Genomic DNA, 16,332 nt, shown 5'->3' with positions numbered 1-16,332 from the left:
CGGAGGGGTTACCGGCGCCGCTGCCGCCATCGCTCCATGGCAAGATACATCATCGCCAATAGCGTCAGCGCCAGCGGTATCATGAGAAAACGGTAATGCTGCATAAGCCAATGGATCGCTCTCCCCTGTGGATCTTGATGGTTGCCCGGCGTGGGCGCGGCAATGCGGTAAGACGCCGGCTGCATCAGTATGCTGATATGATCGTATTGCAGACCAGGAACGGCATTCTCGACCAAATTTCTTATCTGCATACGAAAGGTTTCCATATTGACCTGCGGCGAATATTTAATGAACACCGCCACCGATATCGGGGCGGTGTCGCCCTCTCCGCCTTGAGAGCGCGAGGCGATAGCAACATCAGCCTGCACCACCCCCTCCATCTGGCTGAGCATGCCCTCGATGCGCTGCTCTTTCAGATACAGGATCTTCTGCTGTTCTTCGTTCGGCGATACCACCAGTTGATTAGGGGGGAACATCATTTCGGTAGTCGTGTATTTACGGTGTGGAAAGCCATTCAACCGCAAAAGTTCGACGGCGTTGATAAATTGCGTCTGATCGACGCGTAACGTTATCCCCCCCCCCTCGCCGCGCTGCTTGTCCGCATCGATATGGTGCTGCATCAAAATCGCCAGCATCTGATTGGCGTCCTCTTCCGGCAGGCCGCTATACAGTTCGATGCGGCAACCGGCCAGCAACAGGACCGCCACGACGACGGCCAGGCAATGGCCGCCTTTCATGCCATGTTCACCAGTTTATTGATGGATTGCGCTACCGAACCGGCCACCTTGGCGCCTAAATCGATACCGGACGTCACGCCGAAGATTGCCGCCTGCCGTACCAGCATGTCATGCGGGGAAAGAGAGGTGACCGGCGCCGCGCCATAAAGTAATTGACTGAATGCCGCTGCGGCATCCGGGGATCCCTCGCTCGGGGGGGCCATTAGTGCCCCTGCCGGCGGGACGAGGGGGTAAGCGTTTTCGATTTTCATCTGTCTCTCCCGTGGTGATACTGCAAAATAGCCTTCAGCGTCTCGGCTTCCGGCCCGGTAACCTGCGCCAGACATCCCCTGGCGGCGGCTATCTCATCTAAGCCAAAAAGCAGAAAAGCATGACAAACTGCCCGCAGCGATTCATCGGGAATCAGACAGGGCAAGGCGGGCAGCATGGCGCGCACCTGGGGGCGGTAACCGTGATTGACGCCCGCGCACGCGATTTCCACCAGCAATCGGCGATCGGTATCCGAAAGCATCGTCATATCTTGGCGATAATGCCGCCGACCATATCTTTCATGGTCTTGAGTATCGCACTGGAATAATTGATAAAGGTGGAATACTGCTGCAATGCGAATTGCGCTTGCAGCAGTGTACCAGGGTTGGTGAGCTTATCCGCCGTCATTTTATCTTCAATGTCATTGCCGGCCTTGTGCGCCAGCATTGACAGCGTATTGATGAGTTGTGACACGTCCATGAGCTTCTCCTGTGTCTATCGCCCCGCCGCGGCCGGAGCGTCGGTCAAAAACGTTGCGCCAGCGGCAATATGCGGATTATCCCCGCACCGCAGCGCTGCCAGCATCCGGTGTAGACCTGAATTCCAGCCGGCCCGGCGACGTTAGCGGCAATTCGCGCCTCCCGCCTGGCTATAGACGGCACCGCATCGCAAAGGCATATTCCCACGGCGCAAACCGCGATGAGCTTGGGCAGGCGCTGCCACCCCTTCAAACCAGTAATTGATTAAGCAGGCTATGCGCGTTGGCGCGCACCGCGCTGTAATGCGGTTTATCGTCACTCATGCTGATGGCACTGTGCAACGCCATACGGGCATCCGCAAGCCGCCCCATGGCCTGCAGACACACGCCCATTTGATAAACCGGTTCCGGATGGCCGCCATCAAGCATCAGCGCATAACCGTAGAAATTCATCGCTCCTTGATATTCTCTCGTCATCATGAGCGTGCCTGCCAGCGCAACATGCGCGCGCCAGCTCCACGGCTGCGACATGACCAGCCAACTAAAATCAATCAGAGCGCTATCGTAACGCTCGCTGTAAAATGCCTGATAGCCGCGGGCAAACCGTTGCTCGTTATCGGCCGTCAAGGCAGGTTCAATCGCGGCACCGGGGTCGTTTTGGCCGGTAACGCCATTTGAGGGGGGTAGCATAGGCACCTCCAGACATGACTGTCGGGTCGCCTCGGCGAGAGGCGCGTTGCGCTTTACGACGAGGCATAATGCCACTAACGCGGGTAGCATCAGTGTAAACCGGATAGGTTGCGACGACTCAGCAAGCGTGAGGCGGAGAGCTCCAGCCAGAGATCGCCATTGCTTCGGATGCGCGCCGCGCCCAGCGAGAGCAATATTTGCACCAATTGCTGCCGTTTGCGCGCCAAAAACGGGTCGAAAACATCGGCAATGACCAGCATCCGAAGGCTGACCAACCAGCGTAATGCCTGAAAAATACGACGTAACACACCCATAAGCCGGAACAGCTGCGAAGGCCGACTGCGAGCATTGGGTTCTCGCTGCAGGGCGCAAAGAATGAGCACATCTCCCTCCACCCGATAGGTGACCTGATAAGGAGACAACTCCAGCCGATAGCCGATAAGTAAGGCACTACCCTCCAGGTAAGTCGGCTGCGAATGCAAGCCTTCGCTCAGCAACTGACGTGCAAACTCATCCATAGCCGTTTACCTCGCTAAGTGCTGTAGCGCCTGACTGTAATGCTCAACATATTTCTGCATCATCTCCTGTATTTCCCGCATAATATTTTTAACTTGCGTCTCCAGGTCTTCCTGCGTTTTGGAATAGGCATGTGCGCTTTTATTTAACAGTTCAGCTTCCGCTTTGGCGGTATCCGCCTCCTTGGTCATATAGCTGGCACCTACCGCAAATCCGCTGTTAAATGATTGACCAAAGTCGTGACCCATACCTTGATGGCGAGCGAATGCCTGATTGCAATCGGAATAATTGAAATCTGACATGCCGGATTTCAATGTTTTTACGGCCCTGGCACCAGTGAACGTACCTACCAATCCACACGCACCGTTTCCCATACCCCCCACTGCGCTTATGATTGCAGCCGTATATGCTTTCTGAATGCCATCACGGGTTTTCGTCAGCGCGTTAACATCCAGCGTCCAGGCCTGCACCTGCCGTTGCGCATTATATGCGTTCATCATGTCGCGTAATTTTTTGCACATCTCCAGCAGTTTCGCCAAAACCTCGTCGAATCTCATCAGAATGTCGTAAGGGTGCCCTGTCGCAGGCGAGGGCGCTGCAAACGCCGATTCAACCACCGGAATGTCTTGTGTGAGCACGACATTGGTTGGCTGAGATGAAAATGCGTTGATTACATGCTGGCGGCTTCCCATAGCGTCTCCTTAGGCACGGCCGCTGACGACTTGCGCCAACGCCGTTCCATAATTATCCATGATATGTAATGTGCTCTTGCGGGCTTGGATACTGTCTTGAAAGGTATCCCGGAGCTGTTGATATTGCGCTGATTTCCGCGTTTCTACCCACCTTTGTACGCCACCATTGAATGACTGGTCGGCCATTAATTTCTCGATTTGATGTTGTAAATCCGCTACCGCCATAGAGGTACCGCTTTGTTGTATCTGATTAACGCTGCCGATCCCTTCGTTGCCGGCGCTGAGGTAGGTGATATACTTGGAGCCGCCCATGGCTTGCCCTACACCCTTAGCATTGGCGGCGACCGACATGCCGCCTATCATGGCAATAGCGCCAAAGAGCGTCTGCAATACGGTCGCTGCGAGGATGATTTTGCTACAAACCTCTTTGTCCGCACCGCACAGCAGCGCCGTTTCGGCGCTCGCCTTGAGAATACCAGCAACGCCATTCAAGATGGTCGCCGTGCCGCCCACGACATCGCCCGCCATGATCCGCAACGCCCCCACAGCTAATTGGACGCCGCTGATGATCCAGTCACAGACCGCACTAAAAATACCCGCCTTGCACACTTTATCCGCTTGCTCGGCGGCTTTATTAATCTGTGCCTGATAGTCTTTTAGCTGTTTATCCCGCAATACTTCCTGTACATCGCTGGCGCGCTGGATTTGCTGGCAAAGAATATCGGCGTTTTTCGCATAGACTTCTTGCAGAAGACCATTGACCATTAACAACAGCGTCGCCGTATCCAAAGTAAGAAATTGGCTCAGCGTCGGACGCGATGGCGTCTCGGACGGCAGGGCGTCAAGCAGGTTGTCGAGCGCGGATTGCGCCTGTAACGCCGTGACGTTGCCGGTAATATTCGCTCCGGCCGATTCGCCCAACGGGTGCGTATGCGTAGACGCTGACCAGGCGGCATGGTTCACCCTCAGCCCGAGCGCGCCGGGCGTGGCGGCGAGAGCAGGACATTCGGCTACATCGACCAGATTGGGGCGCGGCTCTGCGGCGGTCCCTTGCAATACGTTAATCGGATATTGACTCATCACCGTCTCCCATTGCTGCCAGGCCCGCCCTTGACCGCTGGCGTACCGCCTGGTTTTGCTTAAGCTCACCGCAAATCAGCAGCGCAGCGTGGAAAGCTTTGCGGGCGTACGTCTTGTTGCCGCCGGCAAGATAGCACTCCCCCGCCGCACAGGGCGCTTCAGGAGAGGCCACCTTGATTTGTGCCGCGCGACCATAGGCATAAATGGCATCAATCCATACCCGCTGGGCCTGGCAGCATTTTCCCAAGTGGAACCAATAATCAAACGACCAAGCATCATAAAAAGTCAGCAGTTTGAATAGTTTGGCCGCGCCAGCCTGGTCGCCGGCCGCGGCAGATTGTTTGGCATAATCGAACAGCGTTTGCAGCGATTCCTCGATTTGCCTGTCCAACAGCATATAGACCGAGCCGCCCTGGCGGAGAAAATCACTTACCGCCAGTTTGTCTTGCCAAGTATTCGGTTGTCCCTTATATCCGGACGATGTCATTTAATAATTGTCCTCTCTTATCTATGTAGGATTTTGCGCCCGAAAATGAAGCCTGATAGGTGTTGACTTTCATTTCAAACTGGATTTGAGTTTGTTTTAATAAGTCGGTATCAGCGTTAAACGAATTATCCAGACTAGCTTGTACTAACGTTAGCTCACCTTTATTCAGGCCTTTGCTTGGATTCTTATCCAGATAATCTTCGATTTTTTTCCCATCCACCAAAATGCCATTTTCCTTCATATAGGTGTAGACCGCTGTTGGGACGCTTCTTTTGGCTTTTTCATCATCTTTGGAGATATCCGCGATGACCTTATCCATTCGGTTAGCCATATCCTTAGTGCTTCTTGCACGCAGGTTTGCGCTTTGCATTTTGTCGTTTATTAAGCTGAGCGCCTCTTGCATCAATTGAGCAAGTGCTGACAAGCTAACAATCATTTTGATAAAGGGATCTGAATCGTAACCACTAGTGGTGACCGCCGCAGCAGCTGACGTACTGGTGACAGGCAATGTCGGGTCCACCGAACTTCGCATGTCTGTGTTTATTGGTGTATAGCTCATAAACCCCCTCCCATCGTTGATTTTTCATTGGCTTGATCATGTTTTAAGCGGGTGACCAGTTGTTTGAACTTCTTTTCCAGCGCTTTCAAGTCCTGGACGGCCTCGCGCTCAAGTTGCGTAATTCCTTCAGGGAAAAGACTTTCCAAACGCGCTGTTCTGCGCGCGGCATCAGAATCCCTGCCCACGGTGTTATCCAGCATGGCGAGAGATTGTTTTAGATAATTAAAATCGTGAAAGCATTTCTGCAACCGGTTATATTCCCGATCGAGTTGCATTTTTAACGCTTCGCTGTTTTTATGCATATTGCTCTGCCCCTCCCTTAATAGCTCATCGTTATGGCGTTATAAGTCGCTCTCTGGCATCGTCATGTTACGGCAACTCAATGAGGCATTGTGATAACAAAAGTAAATGCCATTAAGAATATCTTCAGCCTGTAGCGCCGCTTCCAGCAATACGGTGAATTGCTGATATTGCGCCGGGCGAACCGGCGACTTCATTGCCTGACGCAGACGATGCTGAATGGCGTGCAGCTGGCGCTGCCACTGCTCGGCCTGGGAGGGTGACTCGCGTAAGCAGTCTTCGATCTGGGTTAGAGTAGGCATAATATCCTCCGTTAAAAATCAAAGGGGTAATTAATTAGCGTACCGCGATAGTGGATAGAGATGGCACGATCGGTGAGCGCAATCACTTCGCCACCGTCCGGCAATTGACTTCCGACCTGCAGGCGAACGCCATTTTCTAGCATCAGATAGTCGCCGTGACGGCTATGAATAATGCCCGCCGCCGGCGATGGCAGCCGCTGTGCGCCGTCGGCAGACGCCGGCACCGCCTGATAGCTAAGCGCCAGACCGGGAAATTGCGTCCGCAGCCGGTCAAGGAGCCTGATAACACGCGCCTTGCCCGGTGCGTCGAGCACCCCACTCAACGTGAACGCATCGCCGACGGGGGTCACGCTAATCTCCGCCAGCAACCCGTTATCCCGCAGCGCCGAGATAATCGCTCGGCTCTGTACTGCATGACGATTCTCAATATGCCAGCGTCGTAGACCAGGGATGAGCCGTAACTGCGGCAGCACCGCAGTCCAGCGCTTACCCATAGTGATATCACCCTGAATACACACCTCGCCAGGCGCGGTGCTGCGCACCCGTGCTCCTGTATAACCCGCCTGCAGCAGCAGGTCCTGAACATCGCGGGCCAGCAGATCGCCACGTACCACCCGATCGCGAAACACCACACCCCACGACGCCAGTCTCAGCCGCGCGGCCCCCATCTGCGCTCCCTCGGCGCAGTAGCCGGACAAAGTCAACACGCCATCCGCTGCCCACACGGCTTTAACTTTGTCCATGCCAGGCTGCTGTAACAGCATCTCGACCCATCCGGGTATGCCGGGCCCGCTATCGCGCGCCGCGCCGCTTAGCCAAAGACCCGCCAGTAAGGTGGCCAGCAACACTACCGCTATCGCGCCGGTCCAGAGAAAAGCGCCGTAACGCGCCGGCAACGTCATCTCTGCTAGACAGTCTTGCGGCGAACCAAAGGCCAGCGTCAGGCCGGCGGTCTGTAAAATGCCTGTCGCGGGCAGTGCGACGCCCTGTCGATGCCGGCGGCCATTGACCCGCGCCGCTGCGCCGTCCGCATCGACATATAATTTTCCGGCGTCTATCCTCAACGCCACGCGGGCGGTGCCTATCAGGGGCAGGCAAACATCGCAGCCGCGTTCACCGAGCGTCAGACCAGTGTCGGGCAGTTTGATTTCCCGACCGTGCAGAGCGCCTCCAAGCAGGCGAATTTGCCACTGATTATTCATGGTGCGGATCGCTACTGGCGACGGTGGCCTTTATCAAAAACAGTCGCATAACGCTGTGCGTCTCATCAATGCTGCTTCTAAACAGATGACCGAGCAGCGGAATATCACCCAATAAGGGAATTTTCTTTTGCCCCTGTTTCTGTTTATCCTGCTGGAACCCGCCCAGCAGCAGGCTTTGTCCGGGTCGCAAGGTAGCTTGGGAGGCTATTTCCGAGTTTTGCACCTGCGGCAACGGGTCCGTCGCGCTGAGCGGAGACGTCTGCTGACCGTCTTGAATGTTTAAACTCAGCATGATGTTCTGTTTCCCTTGATCTTCCATAAGCCGTGGCGTCACGCGCAAGAGCGAACCGGTGGTAACCGATTCCAGTTTGGCGAATTTATCGCCCTGCAGCTTGGTGTAGAACGTCACATTTTTATCCAGCACCGCCTGGATGTTATTGAGGGTCACTACTGACGGCTGCGACAAAATATAGGCATGGGCACGTTGTTCTAGCACATTGAGCCGCACCATAAAATCGTTGGTGTTGCTGATGACCGACGAGAATCCCCCTCTTATATCGCCATCGCTATTAAACGAAAAACCGCTGCCACCTAAAGACATAGCGCCGCTCCAGTCGATACCCAGCTTATTGATATCCCCAACGTCCACATCGATAATCATGACCGCAATCTCAATCATTTGCGGTCGTTGATCCAACGCCGCGATAAGTTGACGATAGCCCGCCATATTGGCCGCATAATCACGCACAATGACGGCATTTTGCCGCGGATCGGCGGAGAACATCGGTAAGCCTTGCGTAGGAGACGTCGTCTCAGGACTCGCTGCCCCCGCCCCGCGGTTCATATCGCGCAGTACGCTGACGATCCCCGGAATCAATACGGTCTGATCCCGATATTGATAACGGTCATCCATCGCTGTGGCGTATTTCAAGGGGTATATGTTCATACTGACCGCCTCGCCTTTACGTTTTGTCAGTTCGCCGTCCAGCATGGTGGCCAGCTGGGACACGCGCTCGAGACAGGCCGGTACACCACTGATATCCAGCGCGTTCACGTCGGGAATATGTCGGATCTCGCAGCTTTTGCTCTCCGGTACGTGGCGGTTTTGCAAATAGCGAACGAATTCCGCCGCGCGCAATGTCCTCAGCGTGATGACCTGCCGCTTTAATCTGCTGGCCGGATAAATAAACAGAGTATCGCCATCAAAATAAAAAACAAGATGATACTGACTCATTAACTTATTGAGAATTACCAGCGGCGGCCCGGAGGGAATAAATCCACTAAAATATGAATTCACCTCGGGATCTATTATGACGACAGTATCATAATTCTCCGCCAAATTGGATAACACTTGCGATAACGGCATTTGTCGTGCGCGCAATGAAAAATCTGCGCTGCGCCAGGGGAGCGTTTTGGCATGTACGGATGAAATAATAAATATCATAATTAGTATTATCGTGTTATAATTCCACTTCATGTCGCGCTTCCTGGCTGGTTATGCAAAGGCTGGCGACAACATTTGTCAAATAACGCGCCAGCGCAAGTTGTTTTTCGAGTTCCGTCGCCAACGCCTCATTTGTCAAAGTTTCATCATAATAACATCCCAACCAGATACCGGCCGCCGTCAATTGCACAGCATAATCATGGATGTCAGGATGTGCAGCCAGAAGCAATGTTAAATAATGCATTGATGTATCAGATAAATTTTTGGTGTCGTCTAATAAAATAGTGAAATAAAATGATAGCGTACTTACATAAACTTGTGCAGGAAGATTATCAATCGACATTAACACCATGTCTCCCTTTTCCGACAAATGTATATTGTCGAGAAAAGGAACGCTTCTAAATTTATTAAGCATGAATGTATTCTCCTCATAACTCCGTCATACTCAGTTGAAAACCCAGCAGGGTACATCAGTAAAATACCTGATTACCCATGGGGTGGAATTGGACACATATCCCCTTACAAATTAATACATAAAGCCTCGTGTCATCCATTATTCTATAGCCAACCGGTAATTTTAAAAAATGGACATAGCCTGAGTAGCCATACTTTATCTCAGTACATTAATTAGGGATGACAACAATGAAAAGACAACAGTCCTTAGTAATAAAGTTAACTATATTCATATCAATAAGTCTGATAATTATATGGCTTATATCAGTCGTCGCCGCGACCTATGTTTCATTAAATTTGACCCGGCATCGTATATTAGAAAATCTCGCTCATTTCTCCTCCTTACGCATGGAGTTGACCAATCATCGTTTTGTAGGTGCGGAACGCGACGCCCAAGCGCTCGCCCATCGCTACAAACTTTATCACGCGACGCCACTGGTAATGTTGCCCGACGAAAAAAGCGAAAGCCGTTATTTTCCCTTCAATCAGGAAAACTGCATTCCGCCGGGCAAAAGAGAACGCGACCGCACTTTCATTCAGGTCTTCGGCACTGCGGGGCAGACGTATTATCTAGATAGTTTTATTTTGGATCGTCGCTATGGTGTATCGCTGCTGCCGCCGCGCGACCATACGCCGGACTATTTCATCCGCCAGCAGGTCGAACTAAACGCCTTCCCGCATCAACCGGCCCACGATAACCTGTTTTGGGGCAAACCCGAGTTCCTCCCCGGTACCGGCTGGAGCGTAGCCGTCGCCGCTGCCGCGCCGAATGAAGTGCTCACCGGCCTGACGGTGAAGCTAAACGATCTCCTCTCCTACGGCCACCCGGTCTTGGAGGCGGATATTAATCTCTGGCTGGACAGTGACAACCGTATCCTGCCGTTCTCGCGCGTTTCGGCGCAAACCGCCGATCGCCTGCAACCCATGCTGCAACAGTTAAAACTCAAAGAAGGCTGGCAGAAGGTACCCGGCTACATGCTGCTGCGTACGCAGCTTAAAGGCCCCGGCTGGCAACAGGTCATCTTATTTCCCCGCAACGGCGGCATGAAACGCACCCTGGATATTATTGCGGCACAATTGCCTTTTGCGGTCGTCACGCTGTTGGTGCTGGTCGTCACGCTGTTCTGGCTATTGCATCGTTATCTGGCTCGTCCGCTCTGGGATTTCGTCGCCATCATTGGCAAAACCGGGCCTCATTCGCTTTCGGTCCGACTGCCGGAAAATCGCCACGACGAATTGGGCAGCATCGCCCATGCCTACAACTTGCTGTTAGATACCCTGCGCACCCAGTATGACAACCTGGAAAATGTCGTAGCCGAGCGGACTCGTGCCCTGAACGAAGCCAAACAGCAAGCGGAACGGGCGAACAAGCGCAAGAGCAGCCATCTCACCACCATCAGCCACGAATTGCGCACGCCACTCAGCGGCTCACTCGGGGCGCTGGAATTGTTGCAAATGACGACCTTGACCGACAAACAATTCCAACTGGCGGATACCGCCCGACAATGCGTGTTTTCATTATTATCGATTATTAATAACTTACTGGATTTTTCACGCATCGAATCGGGGCAGCTGTCGCTGCATATCGAAGAAACGCCCTTGCTGCCGATACTCGATCAGGCGATGCATACCATTCAAGGACCGGGGCAAAGCAAGGGGTTGACGTTACGAACCTTCGTTGGCAAACAGGTGCCGCTGTATCTGGATATAGACGGTATGCGTCTACGGCAAATTCTGGTGAATCTGCTGGGCAATGCCCTGAAATTTACCCAGTCGGGCGGCATATTCCTGAGCGTTAAACGGCGCGATCAGCAATTGATTTTTGCCGTCAACGACAGCGGCCAGGGGATCGCGCCCGAAGATCAGGAGAAAGTATTTGCGCCATTTTTCCAAAGTGAAGGAACGATGCAAGGCACGGGCCTGGGGCTCGCCATCGCCGCGAATCTCGCGAAGCTGATGGGAGGCTCGCTAACGCTCAGCAGCACGCCGGGGCTGGGGACCTGCATGTCGTTCATCATGCCGCTCAACGATCACCGTGAACCTCACCCGTTGGGCGGCCAGTTGGCCGCACCGCTGGCGCTTCATCGGCAATTGGCCGCCTGGGGCATAAGCTGTGATCCGTCCTTAGAAGAGTGCCCTTTCTCCGCCGCCGAGCTGCGTTTCCTACCGGGCAAACTGTATGACAGAGTCATCCGCGCCTTCGCGGGAGACCTGCCCGAAACCAGTTGCAACATCCCGGTGCAACCCTGGCGGCTGCGTATTTTGCTGGTTGATGACGCGGTGATAAACCGCGAGATCATCGGCATGATGCTGCACTCACTCGGCCAGGACGTCACCCTGGCGTGCGATGGCGCAAGAGCGCTGGCGCTCGGCCGCCAGCAGCACTTCGATCTGGTGCTGATGGATGTACGCATGCCCGATATGGACGGCACCGCATGCGCCCGTCTCTGGCGTGAGGATGCGGAAAACCGCGACCGCGATTGCATGATAACCGCCCTCTCCGCTAATACCGCGCCGGAAGATATCGCGCGCTGTAAAGAAGCGGGCATGCGGCATTATTTGACCAAGCCGGTTACATTGGCACAGCTGGCAGATGGCATCAGCCTCGCAGCGGAATACCAGCTGCAGCGGGATATTCCGCTGCAAGAGCAGGACAGTCGGTTAACCACGTCTTTTCTGGCGGCAGGCAGCGAACGGCTGCGACAGAAAGTCCACGAATTGCTGCACTCGCTTCTCAATGAAATTGAACTTTACGTTAACGATGCGGAAAGAATCAGCACGCTGTTGCATACCCTGAAAGGGGGGTTGGGACAGGCGGGATTGGGAGAACTGTTGTGCGACGTTGTCGATATGGAAAACCTGGTCAAACATGGCCTCCCGCTGTCCGGAGAACAGATAGCCGAATTGCGGCACGCCCTGGACAGATATCTAAGCGCCGAAAATGCATCCGCAGGGATGCGATAACTCAAGAGGTCACAGAATATGAATAATTATAAGATCCTGCTGGTGGACGATCATGAATTGATCATCAACGGCATTATTAACCTGCTCGAACCCTATCCGCGTTTTAAAATCGTGGCGCACATTGATGACGGTCTGGCGGTGTACAACCAGTGCCGGATACATGAACCGGACATTTTGGTACTGGATCTCGGCCTGCCGGGCATCAATGGTTTGGACTTGATTCCCCAACTGAGATCCCGCTGGCCACAGATGTCTATTCTGGCCTATACCGCCCATACCGAAGAATACATGGCGGTACGCACGCTGGCCGCCGGCGCCCTCGGGTATGTATTGAAAAACAGTCGCCAACAGGTCTTGCTGGCGGCACTCCAAACCGTGGCGGTCAACAAAAGCTATATTGATCCGGCGCTGAACCGCGAAATGATCCATACGGCCCTGAGCATGGAAGCCGAGAATCAGGAATTGCTGACGCCGCGCGAACGACAGATTCTCAAACTTATCGCCGACGGTTACACCAACCGACTCATCGCCGAACAGCTGTGTATCAGCGTCAAGACGGTGGAAACCCATCGCCTGAATATTATGCGTAAGCTGAACGTCCACAAAGTCACGGAACTGCTGAATTGTTCCCGCCGACTGGGTTTAACTGATTAACCCAGGCACCTCATGCCAGCCATGGCGGTATGACTTTTCCGCCGCCGGGGTTAGGCCCCATGTCTCGCTGTTGTCGGCTATAATGTGGCATTGGGCGTCACCTGCTCAAGTCCACCGCAAAGCCCAAACACCCGGCACAGGGCGCTAAACCGGGATCCAGGGCCCTGCTCGTTGTCCTAATTCACCCTGCGCGCCAATGACAGAGACTACGCTTTCAGGCAACAGGACGCGGAGCATACGTACATCAATGGAGAAATTTACGCCACAGGGCATCGAAACCTGTACGCGCTCAGCGCGAACCAAACGAAGACGGATAAGGACAGATGAGTATAAGACGATTTTGTACTGCGCCTATCAGGTCTATGACTGAACGTAAGCGCCACCGCGCAGAGTGAAATTCCTTGCCGCGTCAGTTGCGCAAAGGCCTTACGGCGACGACACATAATGCGATATGTCGCACCGAAGTCTGTTTATCCGCCCTATGTTGGGCCGCGATAGCCGCGGCGGGGGCTCTTGCCTGTTTGATACCCGTTAACGGAAGCGCTCAACATAGCTCTGCTTTTCCAGCAGAATAGCTTCATCGAGTTTATCAATCAGTTTACGCAGTTCGGTCAAATCCTGATGCCGAATCTGCTCCGGTTTCTTCTCCCGCGCCCGGCAGGCACGATGAAATGCTGATACTAACTGGGCTCGTACATCCGTCAACATCGCCTGAAGCAACAATTTCTTGCTATCGCCTTTCATATTGTTCCCTCCTAAATAGCTTGTTAATAATTATAATATTCCCCTTGCGGGTGCCGATTTCATCATATTATGATTGTTACTTTACATATTTCGTTAAATATATTTTATATTAATGCAATTTTATATAATATTTTATTCATGATTATGGTATGGTTAAATTAGGGCCTGGCGCAGCAATTCACCACGGGCAATACAGAAAAATAGAGGCTTTGTTGAATAAACCGATTTTATGCTGCCCCTCCAGTGCAACTGCTGATCCTGGCAACGTAAAATCATGCAGTTAGGCCGCGTAAGAAAACGACACACCTAAGGTGACAAGCATTTTCCACCAAAACGAGTATGGCAAAACAGCATGATTCCCTATTATTTAACAAAGCCAAAAATAGACTTTTCCCACGGGCTGAAAGACCAGATTAACGGTGTTAGTGGTTGTTTATTCATCAGTTGCGTCTTTCACGCTGCGCTTTCCCTGTGCCTTATTCGTTGACTTTAGCGCTGTCGACGAAAATATGCGCGCTGTACAGATAACATTTACCCTTCTTTTCCATTCCCTAGGTTACGCCTTCATTTTTCCCCTACCATAACAGGGGGCATACCTTTGTCAGACACGGGTATATCCTCCTTTTCTTGGCCTTTGATTGAGGTGCTGGATATCTTATTCAGCGGATAATAGGTGAATAAGATTAATCACTGTCATTCTGCACATGGGTAATATATACTCCTAATAACGACAGTTAACAACTAGACTATAGTTTAGTCCGCCCCCCGTCACTGCTTTCTGCCGTTGCACTGTCAGACAGTCATTTCCCTGGTCTAGTATTGCCGACCACAGCAATATTCCCTGCGGCTTCACCTTCATTATCGTGCTAACTCGCTCGTGACGCGATCCGTTTAAACGAAAACGGGTCATTCCCCTCGGCGGGTCGTCCATCAACAGATTAGACGTCATCGTAGCCCGTAACCCGTTTATTTCTCATAAGTATAATCGGCAATTCTCATTTCCATTCACACCGTGTATCATGAATAATTAACGAGTCTCTCCGCCATGAGTTAACAACTCATTACTCGATAGTCTGATTACAATTCCCCAGTACGTGAAATAGAAAGTACTTTCTCCGCTATACTCTTTTATGGATATATATTTCATTACCAATAGGAAGCGATTATGGTCAATAAAGAACAAATCATGAAATATGCTCAGGTTACCTGCTGCGGTGGAAATCACATTGGTATCGTCGACCACTTGGAGGGGCTTTGTTGAATAAATATAACTTTTAGGTGATCGTCTGCTCAGATCACTACCGTCATTTCAACATCTGCACTCCATGGCAAAGCAAAAGTTTAAAATAACCAACTGGTCCACTTACAACAAAGCTCTCAAGCAGCGCGAGGCTCTGACGATATGGCTGGATGAGTCGGCAATTGTTGCATGGACGGAAAAAACAACGCCTGAACGGCGTGGCCGGCCGCTTCACTACGCAGATATGGCTATCACCACTGTTCTGATGATGAAACGCGTGTTTGGCCTTTCGTTAAGCGCTTTACAGGGCTTCGTTGACACCATTTTTAAACTGATGGTGCTGCCGCTAAGATGCCCAGACTACTCGCTGATCAGCAAGCGAGCAAATATGCTGTTAGGAATACCGAACAGCATCCGGATCGCATAACAATCGATCTGCTAGGGGGACGTAGTCACAAGTTCTGATTTATTCAACAAAGCCTGACAAAGGGTTGGGTAATAGAATGAACAATTAATTAAGTGATGACTTTCATGCCGTGGCGGCTAACCTGCATGAAGCTCAGTGCAGAATAGGTGAACTGGCTAATGACAATTCTGACCTCCGCGCCCGGCTGGCGTCATACCCGGCAGACTGGCAGGAAGATAGTAGTCTTATGATATGGTTTCCATTGACTGCTAATGAGCTATTTAATCTTCGCGCCAAATATTACGAGTTTGAATTAGAGAATGAAGACCTGCGCGCCCGGCTGTCGGAGTAGGCATTTTCCCGGACGGGGAAATAGATAACTCTCATTATGCGCAGGGGTGGAATGACAATATCAGTTATCGCGCCGCTTTATGTGATAAACAAATAGAACGGGGGTGGAAATGATGCCAGACAATATCGATAATGCAGCCGATTTAGAGCAATTTATTATCGATATTGCATTACTAAATCGGCCGCGCAGATGCCTGATATGTAGAGCCGACCAAAACTACGCCGCCCTAGGTGAAGCGAGAGAGGATATTGCGTGCATGAAATTTAACGATATGCGAAAAGGTAGGCTGTTCATCATACAGAGGAAAACTGGACATATGCTTGCCGTGCCATTGAATCTAACACTTTCCGCCGCCGGGATAAATATTCGCGATGTAATCGAAATATGCGAGCAAGGGAACCCTTTTGATACATCGTTTTCTCTTCAGTCAGAAAAGGCGGAAGAAAACCGAGTCCAGTTTTACCTGATGCAATTACCAGCTCATTTGCAGAAGCCAGAGAATCGAGCGGTGTTCAATTTGGGACTAATCTCCCTTCTGTTCATGAGATAAGGAGTCTTGCAAGTCGCCTATACGCAGTGGAGAATGGGGATGAATTTGCACAAAGATGACTCGGGCACAAGAACATGTTGATGACCAAAAAGGACCTAGATTCTCGTGGTCAGGAACATGTGATGGTATGAGCCGATTATCGCGTTTTCGGACGTAATTCGTATAATTTCGGACAAATGCGAATTTTTCACTGTATTTCAATCAGATAAAAAAATCGAATACGATTCCTATAT

General features: G+C 52.0%; 19 protein-coding genes and 1 pseudogene. 4 read left to right on the top strand and 16 right to left on the bottom strand.

The window, feature by feature from the left end; genetic code table 11:
• Positions 1–8 precede the first annotated feature (8 nt).
• The 15 genes from ssaJ to spiC all read right to left on the bottom strand — a co-directional run bounded on the left by ssaJ (position 9) and on the right by spiC (position 9,151).
• Positions 9–737 carry an EscJ/YscJ/HrcJ family type III secretion inner membrane ring protein SsaJ gene (gene ssaJ / locus SGP1_RS11445; RefSeq protein ID WP_011411124.1) on the bottom strand — a complete coding sequence of 243 codons (729 nt, stop codon included), beginning with the start codon at positions 735–737 and terminating at the stop codon, positions 9–11.
• Entirely contained in the window at positions 734–988 is a 255-nt protein-coding gene (sctI, locus tag SGP1_RS11440; protein WP_011411123.1) for a type III secretion system inner rod subunit SctI, read from the bottom strand. The genes ssaJ and sctI overlap by 4 nt, the downstream gene beginning before the upstream one ends.
• Positions 985–1,248 carry an EscG/YscG/SsaH family type III secretion system needle protein co-chaperone gene (locus SGP1_RS11435; RefSeq protein WP_148203664.1) on the bottom strand — a complete coding sequence of 88 codons (264 nt, stop codon included), beginning with the start codon at positions 1,246–1,248 and terminating at the stop codon, positions 985–987. Before SGP1_RS11435 ends, sctI begins: the two co-directional genes overlap by 4 nt.
• Before the next feature lie 2 nt (positions 1,249–1,250).
• A complete protein-coding gene (sctF, locus tag SGP1_RS11430; RefSeq protein ID WP_011411121.1) occupies positions 1,251–1,466 on the bottom strand; it encodes a type III secretion system needle filament subunit SctF in 216 nt (71 codons plus the stop codon).
• Between the two features lie 247 nt (positions 1,467–1,713).
• Positions 1,714–2,154, bottom strand: a complete 441-nt coding sequence (locus SGP1_RS11425; protein ID WP_011411120.1) for a SycD/LcrH family type III secretion system chaperone — start codon at positions 2,152–2,154, stop codon at positions 1,714–1,716.
• Between the two features lie 89 nt (positions 2,155–2,243).
• Positions 2,244–2,672, bottom strand: coding sequence for a secreted effector protein (locus tag SGP1_RS11420; protein WP_011411119.1), 429 nt, complete (start codon positions 2,670–2,672; stop codon positions 2,244–2,246).
• 6 nt (positions 2,673–2,678) lie between these two features.
• Positions 2,679–3,362: a translocation machinery component gene (locus tag SGP1_RS23990; protein WP_011411118.1), complete on the bottom strand. Its 684-nt coding sequence runs from the start codon at positions 3,360–3,362 to the stop codon at positions 2,679–2,681.
• A gap of 9 nt (positions 3,363–3,371) precedes the next feature.
• Positions 3,372–4,442 carry a type III secretion system translocon subunit SctE gene (gene sctE, locus SGP1_RS23985; RefSeq protein WP_050747581.1) on the bottom strand — a complete coding sequence of 357 codons (1,071 nt, stop codon included), beginning with the start codon at positions 4,440–4,442 and terminating at the stop codon, positions 3,372–3,374.
• On the bottom strand, positions 4,423–4,929 hold the full coding sequence (gene sscA / locus SGP1_RS11405; protein WP_011411116.1) for a CesD/SycD/LcrH family type III secretion system chaperone SscA: 507 nt from the start codon (positions 4,927–4,929) through the stop codon (positions 4,423–4,425). Before sscA ends, sctE begins: the two co-directional genes overlap by 20 nt.
• Positions 4,910–5,488: a secreted effector protein gene (locus SGP1_RS23980; protein WP_011411115.1), complete on the bottom strand. Its 579-nt coding sequence runs from the start codon at positions 5,486–5,488 to the stop codon at positions 4,910–4,912. Before SGP1_RS23980 ends, sscA begins: the two co-directional genes overlap by 20 nt.
• The gene (locus SGP1_RS11395; RefSeq protein ID WP_011411114.1) at positions 5,485–5,790 is read right to left on the bottom strand and encodes a hypothetical protein; all 306 of its coding nucleotides are present in this window, start codon (positions 5,788–5,790) and stop codon (positions 5,485–5,487) included. The genes SGP1_RS23980 and SGP1_RS11395 overlap by 4 nt, the downstream gene beginning before the upstream one ends.
• Before the next feature lie 39 nt (positions 5,791–5,829).
• Positions 5,830–6,090 carry a type III secretion system chaperone SsaE gene (ssaE, locus tag SGP1_RS11390; RefSeq protein WP_011411113.1) on the bottom strand — a complete coding sequence of 87 codons (261 nt, stop codon included), beginning with the start codon at positions 6,088–6,090 and terminating at the stop codon, positions 5,830–5,832.
• 11 nt (positions 6,091–6,101) lie between these two features.
• Positions 6,102–7,292 carry a type III secretion system inner membrane ring subunit SctD gene (gene sctD / locus SGP1_RS11385; RefSeq protein ID WP_011411112.1) on the bottom strand — a complete coding sequence of 397 codons (1,191 nt, stop codon included), beginning with the start codon at positions 7,290–7,292 and terminating at the stop codon, positions 6,102–6,104.
• Positions 7,285–8,769, bottom strand: a complete 1,485-nt coding sequence (locus SGP1_RS11380; protein ID WP_011411111.1) for an EscC/YscC/HrcC family type III secretion system outer membrane ring protein — start codon at positions 8,767–8,769, stop codon at positions 7,285–7,287. Before SGP1_RS11380 ends, sctD begins: the two co-directional genes overlap by 8 nt.
• Positions 8,753–9,151 (bottom strand): SPI-2 type III secretion system protein SpiC, encoded by a 399-nt coding sequence (gene spiC / locus SGP1_RS11375; RefSeq protein WP_011411110.1) that lies wholly within the window; start codon positions 9,149–9,151, stop codon positions 8,753–8,755. Before spiC ends, SGP1_RS11380 begins: the two co-directional genes overlap by 17 nt.
• Before the next feature lie 218 nt (positions 9,152–9,369).
• Here spiC and SGP1_RS11370 point away from each other — a divergent pair, with 218 nt between their 5' ends.
• On the top strand, positions 9,370–12,153 hold the full coding sequence (locus tag SGP1_RS11370; RefSeq protein WP_011411109.1) for a two component system sensor kinase: 2,784 nt from the start codon (positions 9,370–9,372) through the stop codon (positions 12,151–12,153).
• Positions 12,154–12,171: 18 nt separating this feature from the next.
• Positions 12,172–12,807 carry a two component system response regulator gene (locus SGP1_RS11365; RefSeq protein ID WP_011411108.1) on the top strand — a complete coding sequence of 212 codons (636 nt, stop codon included), beginning with the start codon at positions 12,172–12,174 and terminating at the stop codon, positions 12,805–12,807.
• Positions 12,808–13,338: 531 nt separating this feature from the next.
• Here the strand turns inward: SGP1_RS11365 and SGP1_RS11360 are convergent.
• Positions 13,339–13,551 carry a hypothetical protein gene (locus SGP1_RS11360; RefSeq protein WP_041866922.1) on the bottom strand — a complete coding sequence of 71 codons (213 nt, stop codon included), beginning with the start codon at positions 13,549–13,551 and terminating at the stop codon, positions 13,339–13,341.
• Positions 13,552–14,876: 1,325 nt separating this feature from the next.
• Between SGP1_RS11360 and SGP1_RS11355 the strand changes: the two are divergent.
• Both SGP1_RS11355 and SGP1_RS29665 read left to right on the top strand, forming a co-directional pair.
• Positions 14,877–15,176: pseudogene (locus SGP1_RS11355) on the top strand (transposase); the annotation flags it as partial.
• 482 nt (positions 15,177–15,658) lie between these two features.
• Positions 15,659–16,099: a hypothetical protein gene (locus SGP1_RS29665; RefSeq protein ID WP_050747580.1), complete on the top strand. Its 441-nt coding sequence runs from the start codon at positions 15,659–15,661 to the stop codon at positions 16,097–16,099.
• The last annotated feature ends 233 nt before the right edge of the window (positions 16,100–16,332 follow it).

This window comes from Sodalis glossinidius str. 'morsitans' (assembly GCF_000010085.1).
In the GTDB taxonomy this organism is placed as follows: Bacteria; Pseudomonadota; Gammaproteobacteria; order Enterobacterales; family Enterobacteriaceae; genus Sodalis; species Sodalis glossinidius.
The sequence above is the reverse complement of the archived record's forward strand: the minus strand, read 5'-3'. Positions and strand labels throughout refer to the sequence as shown.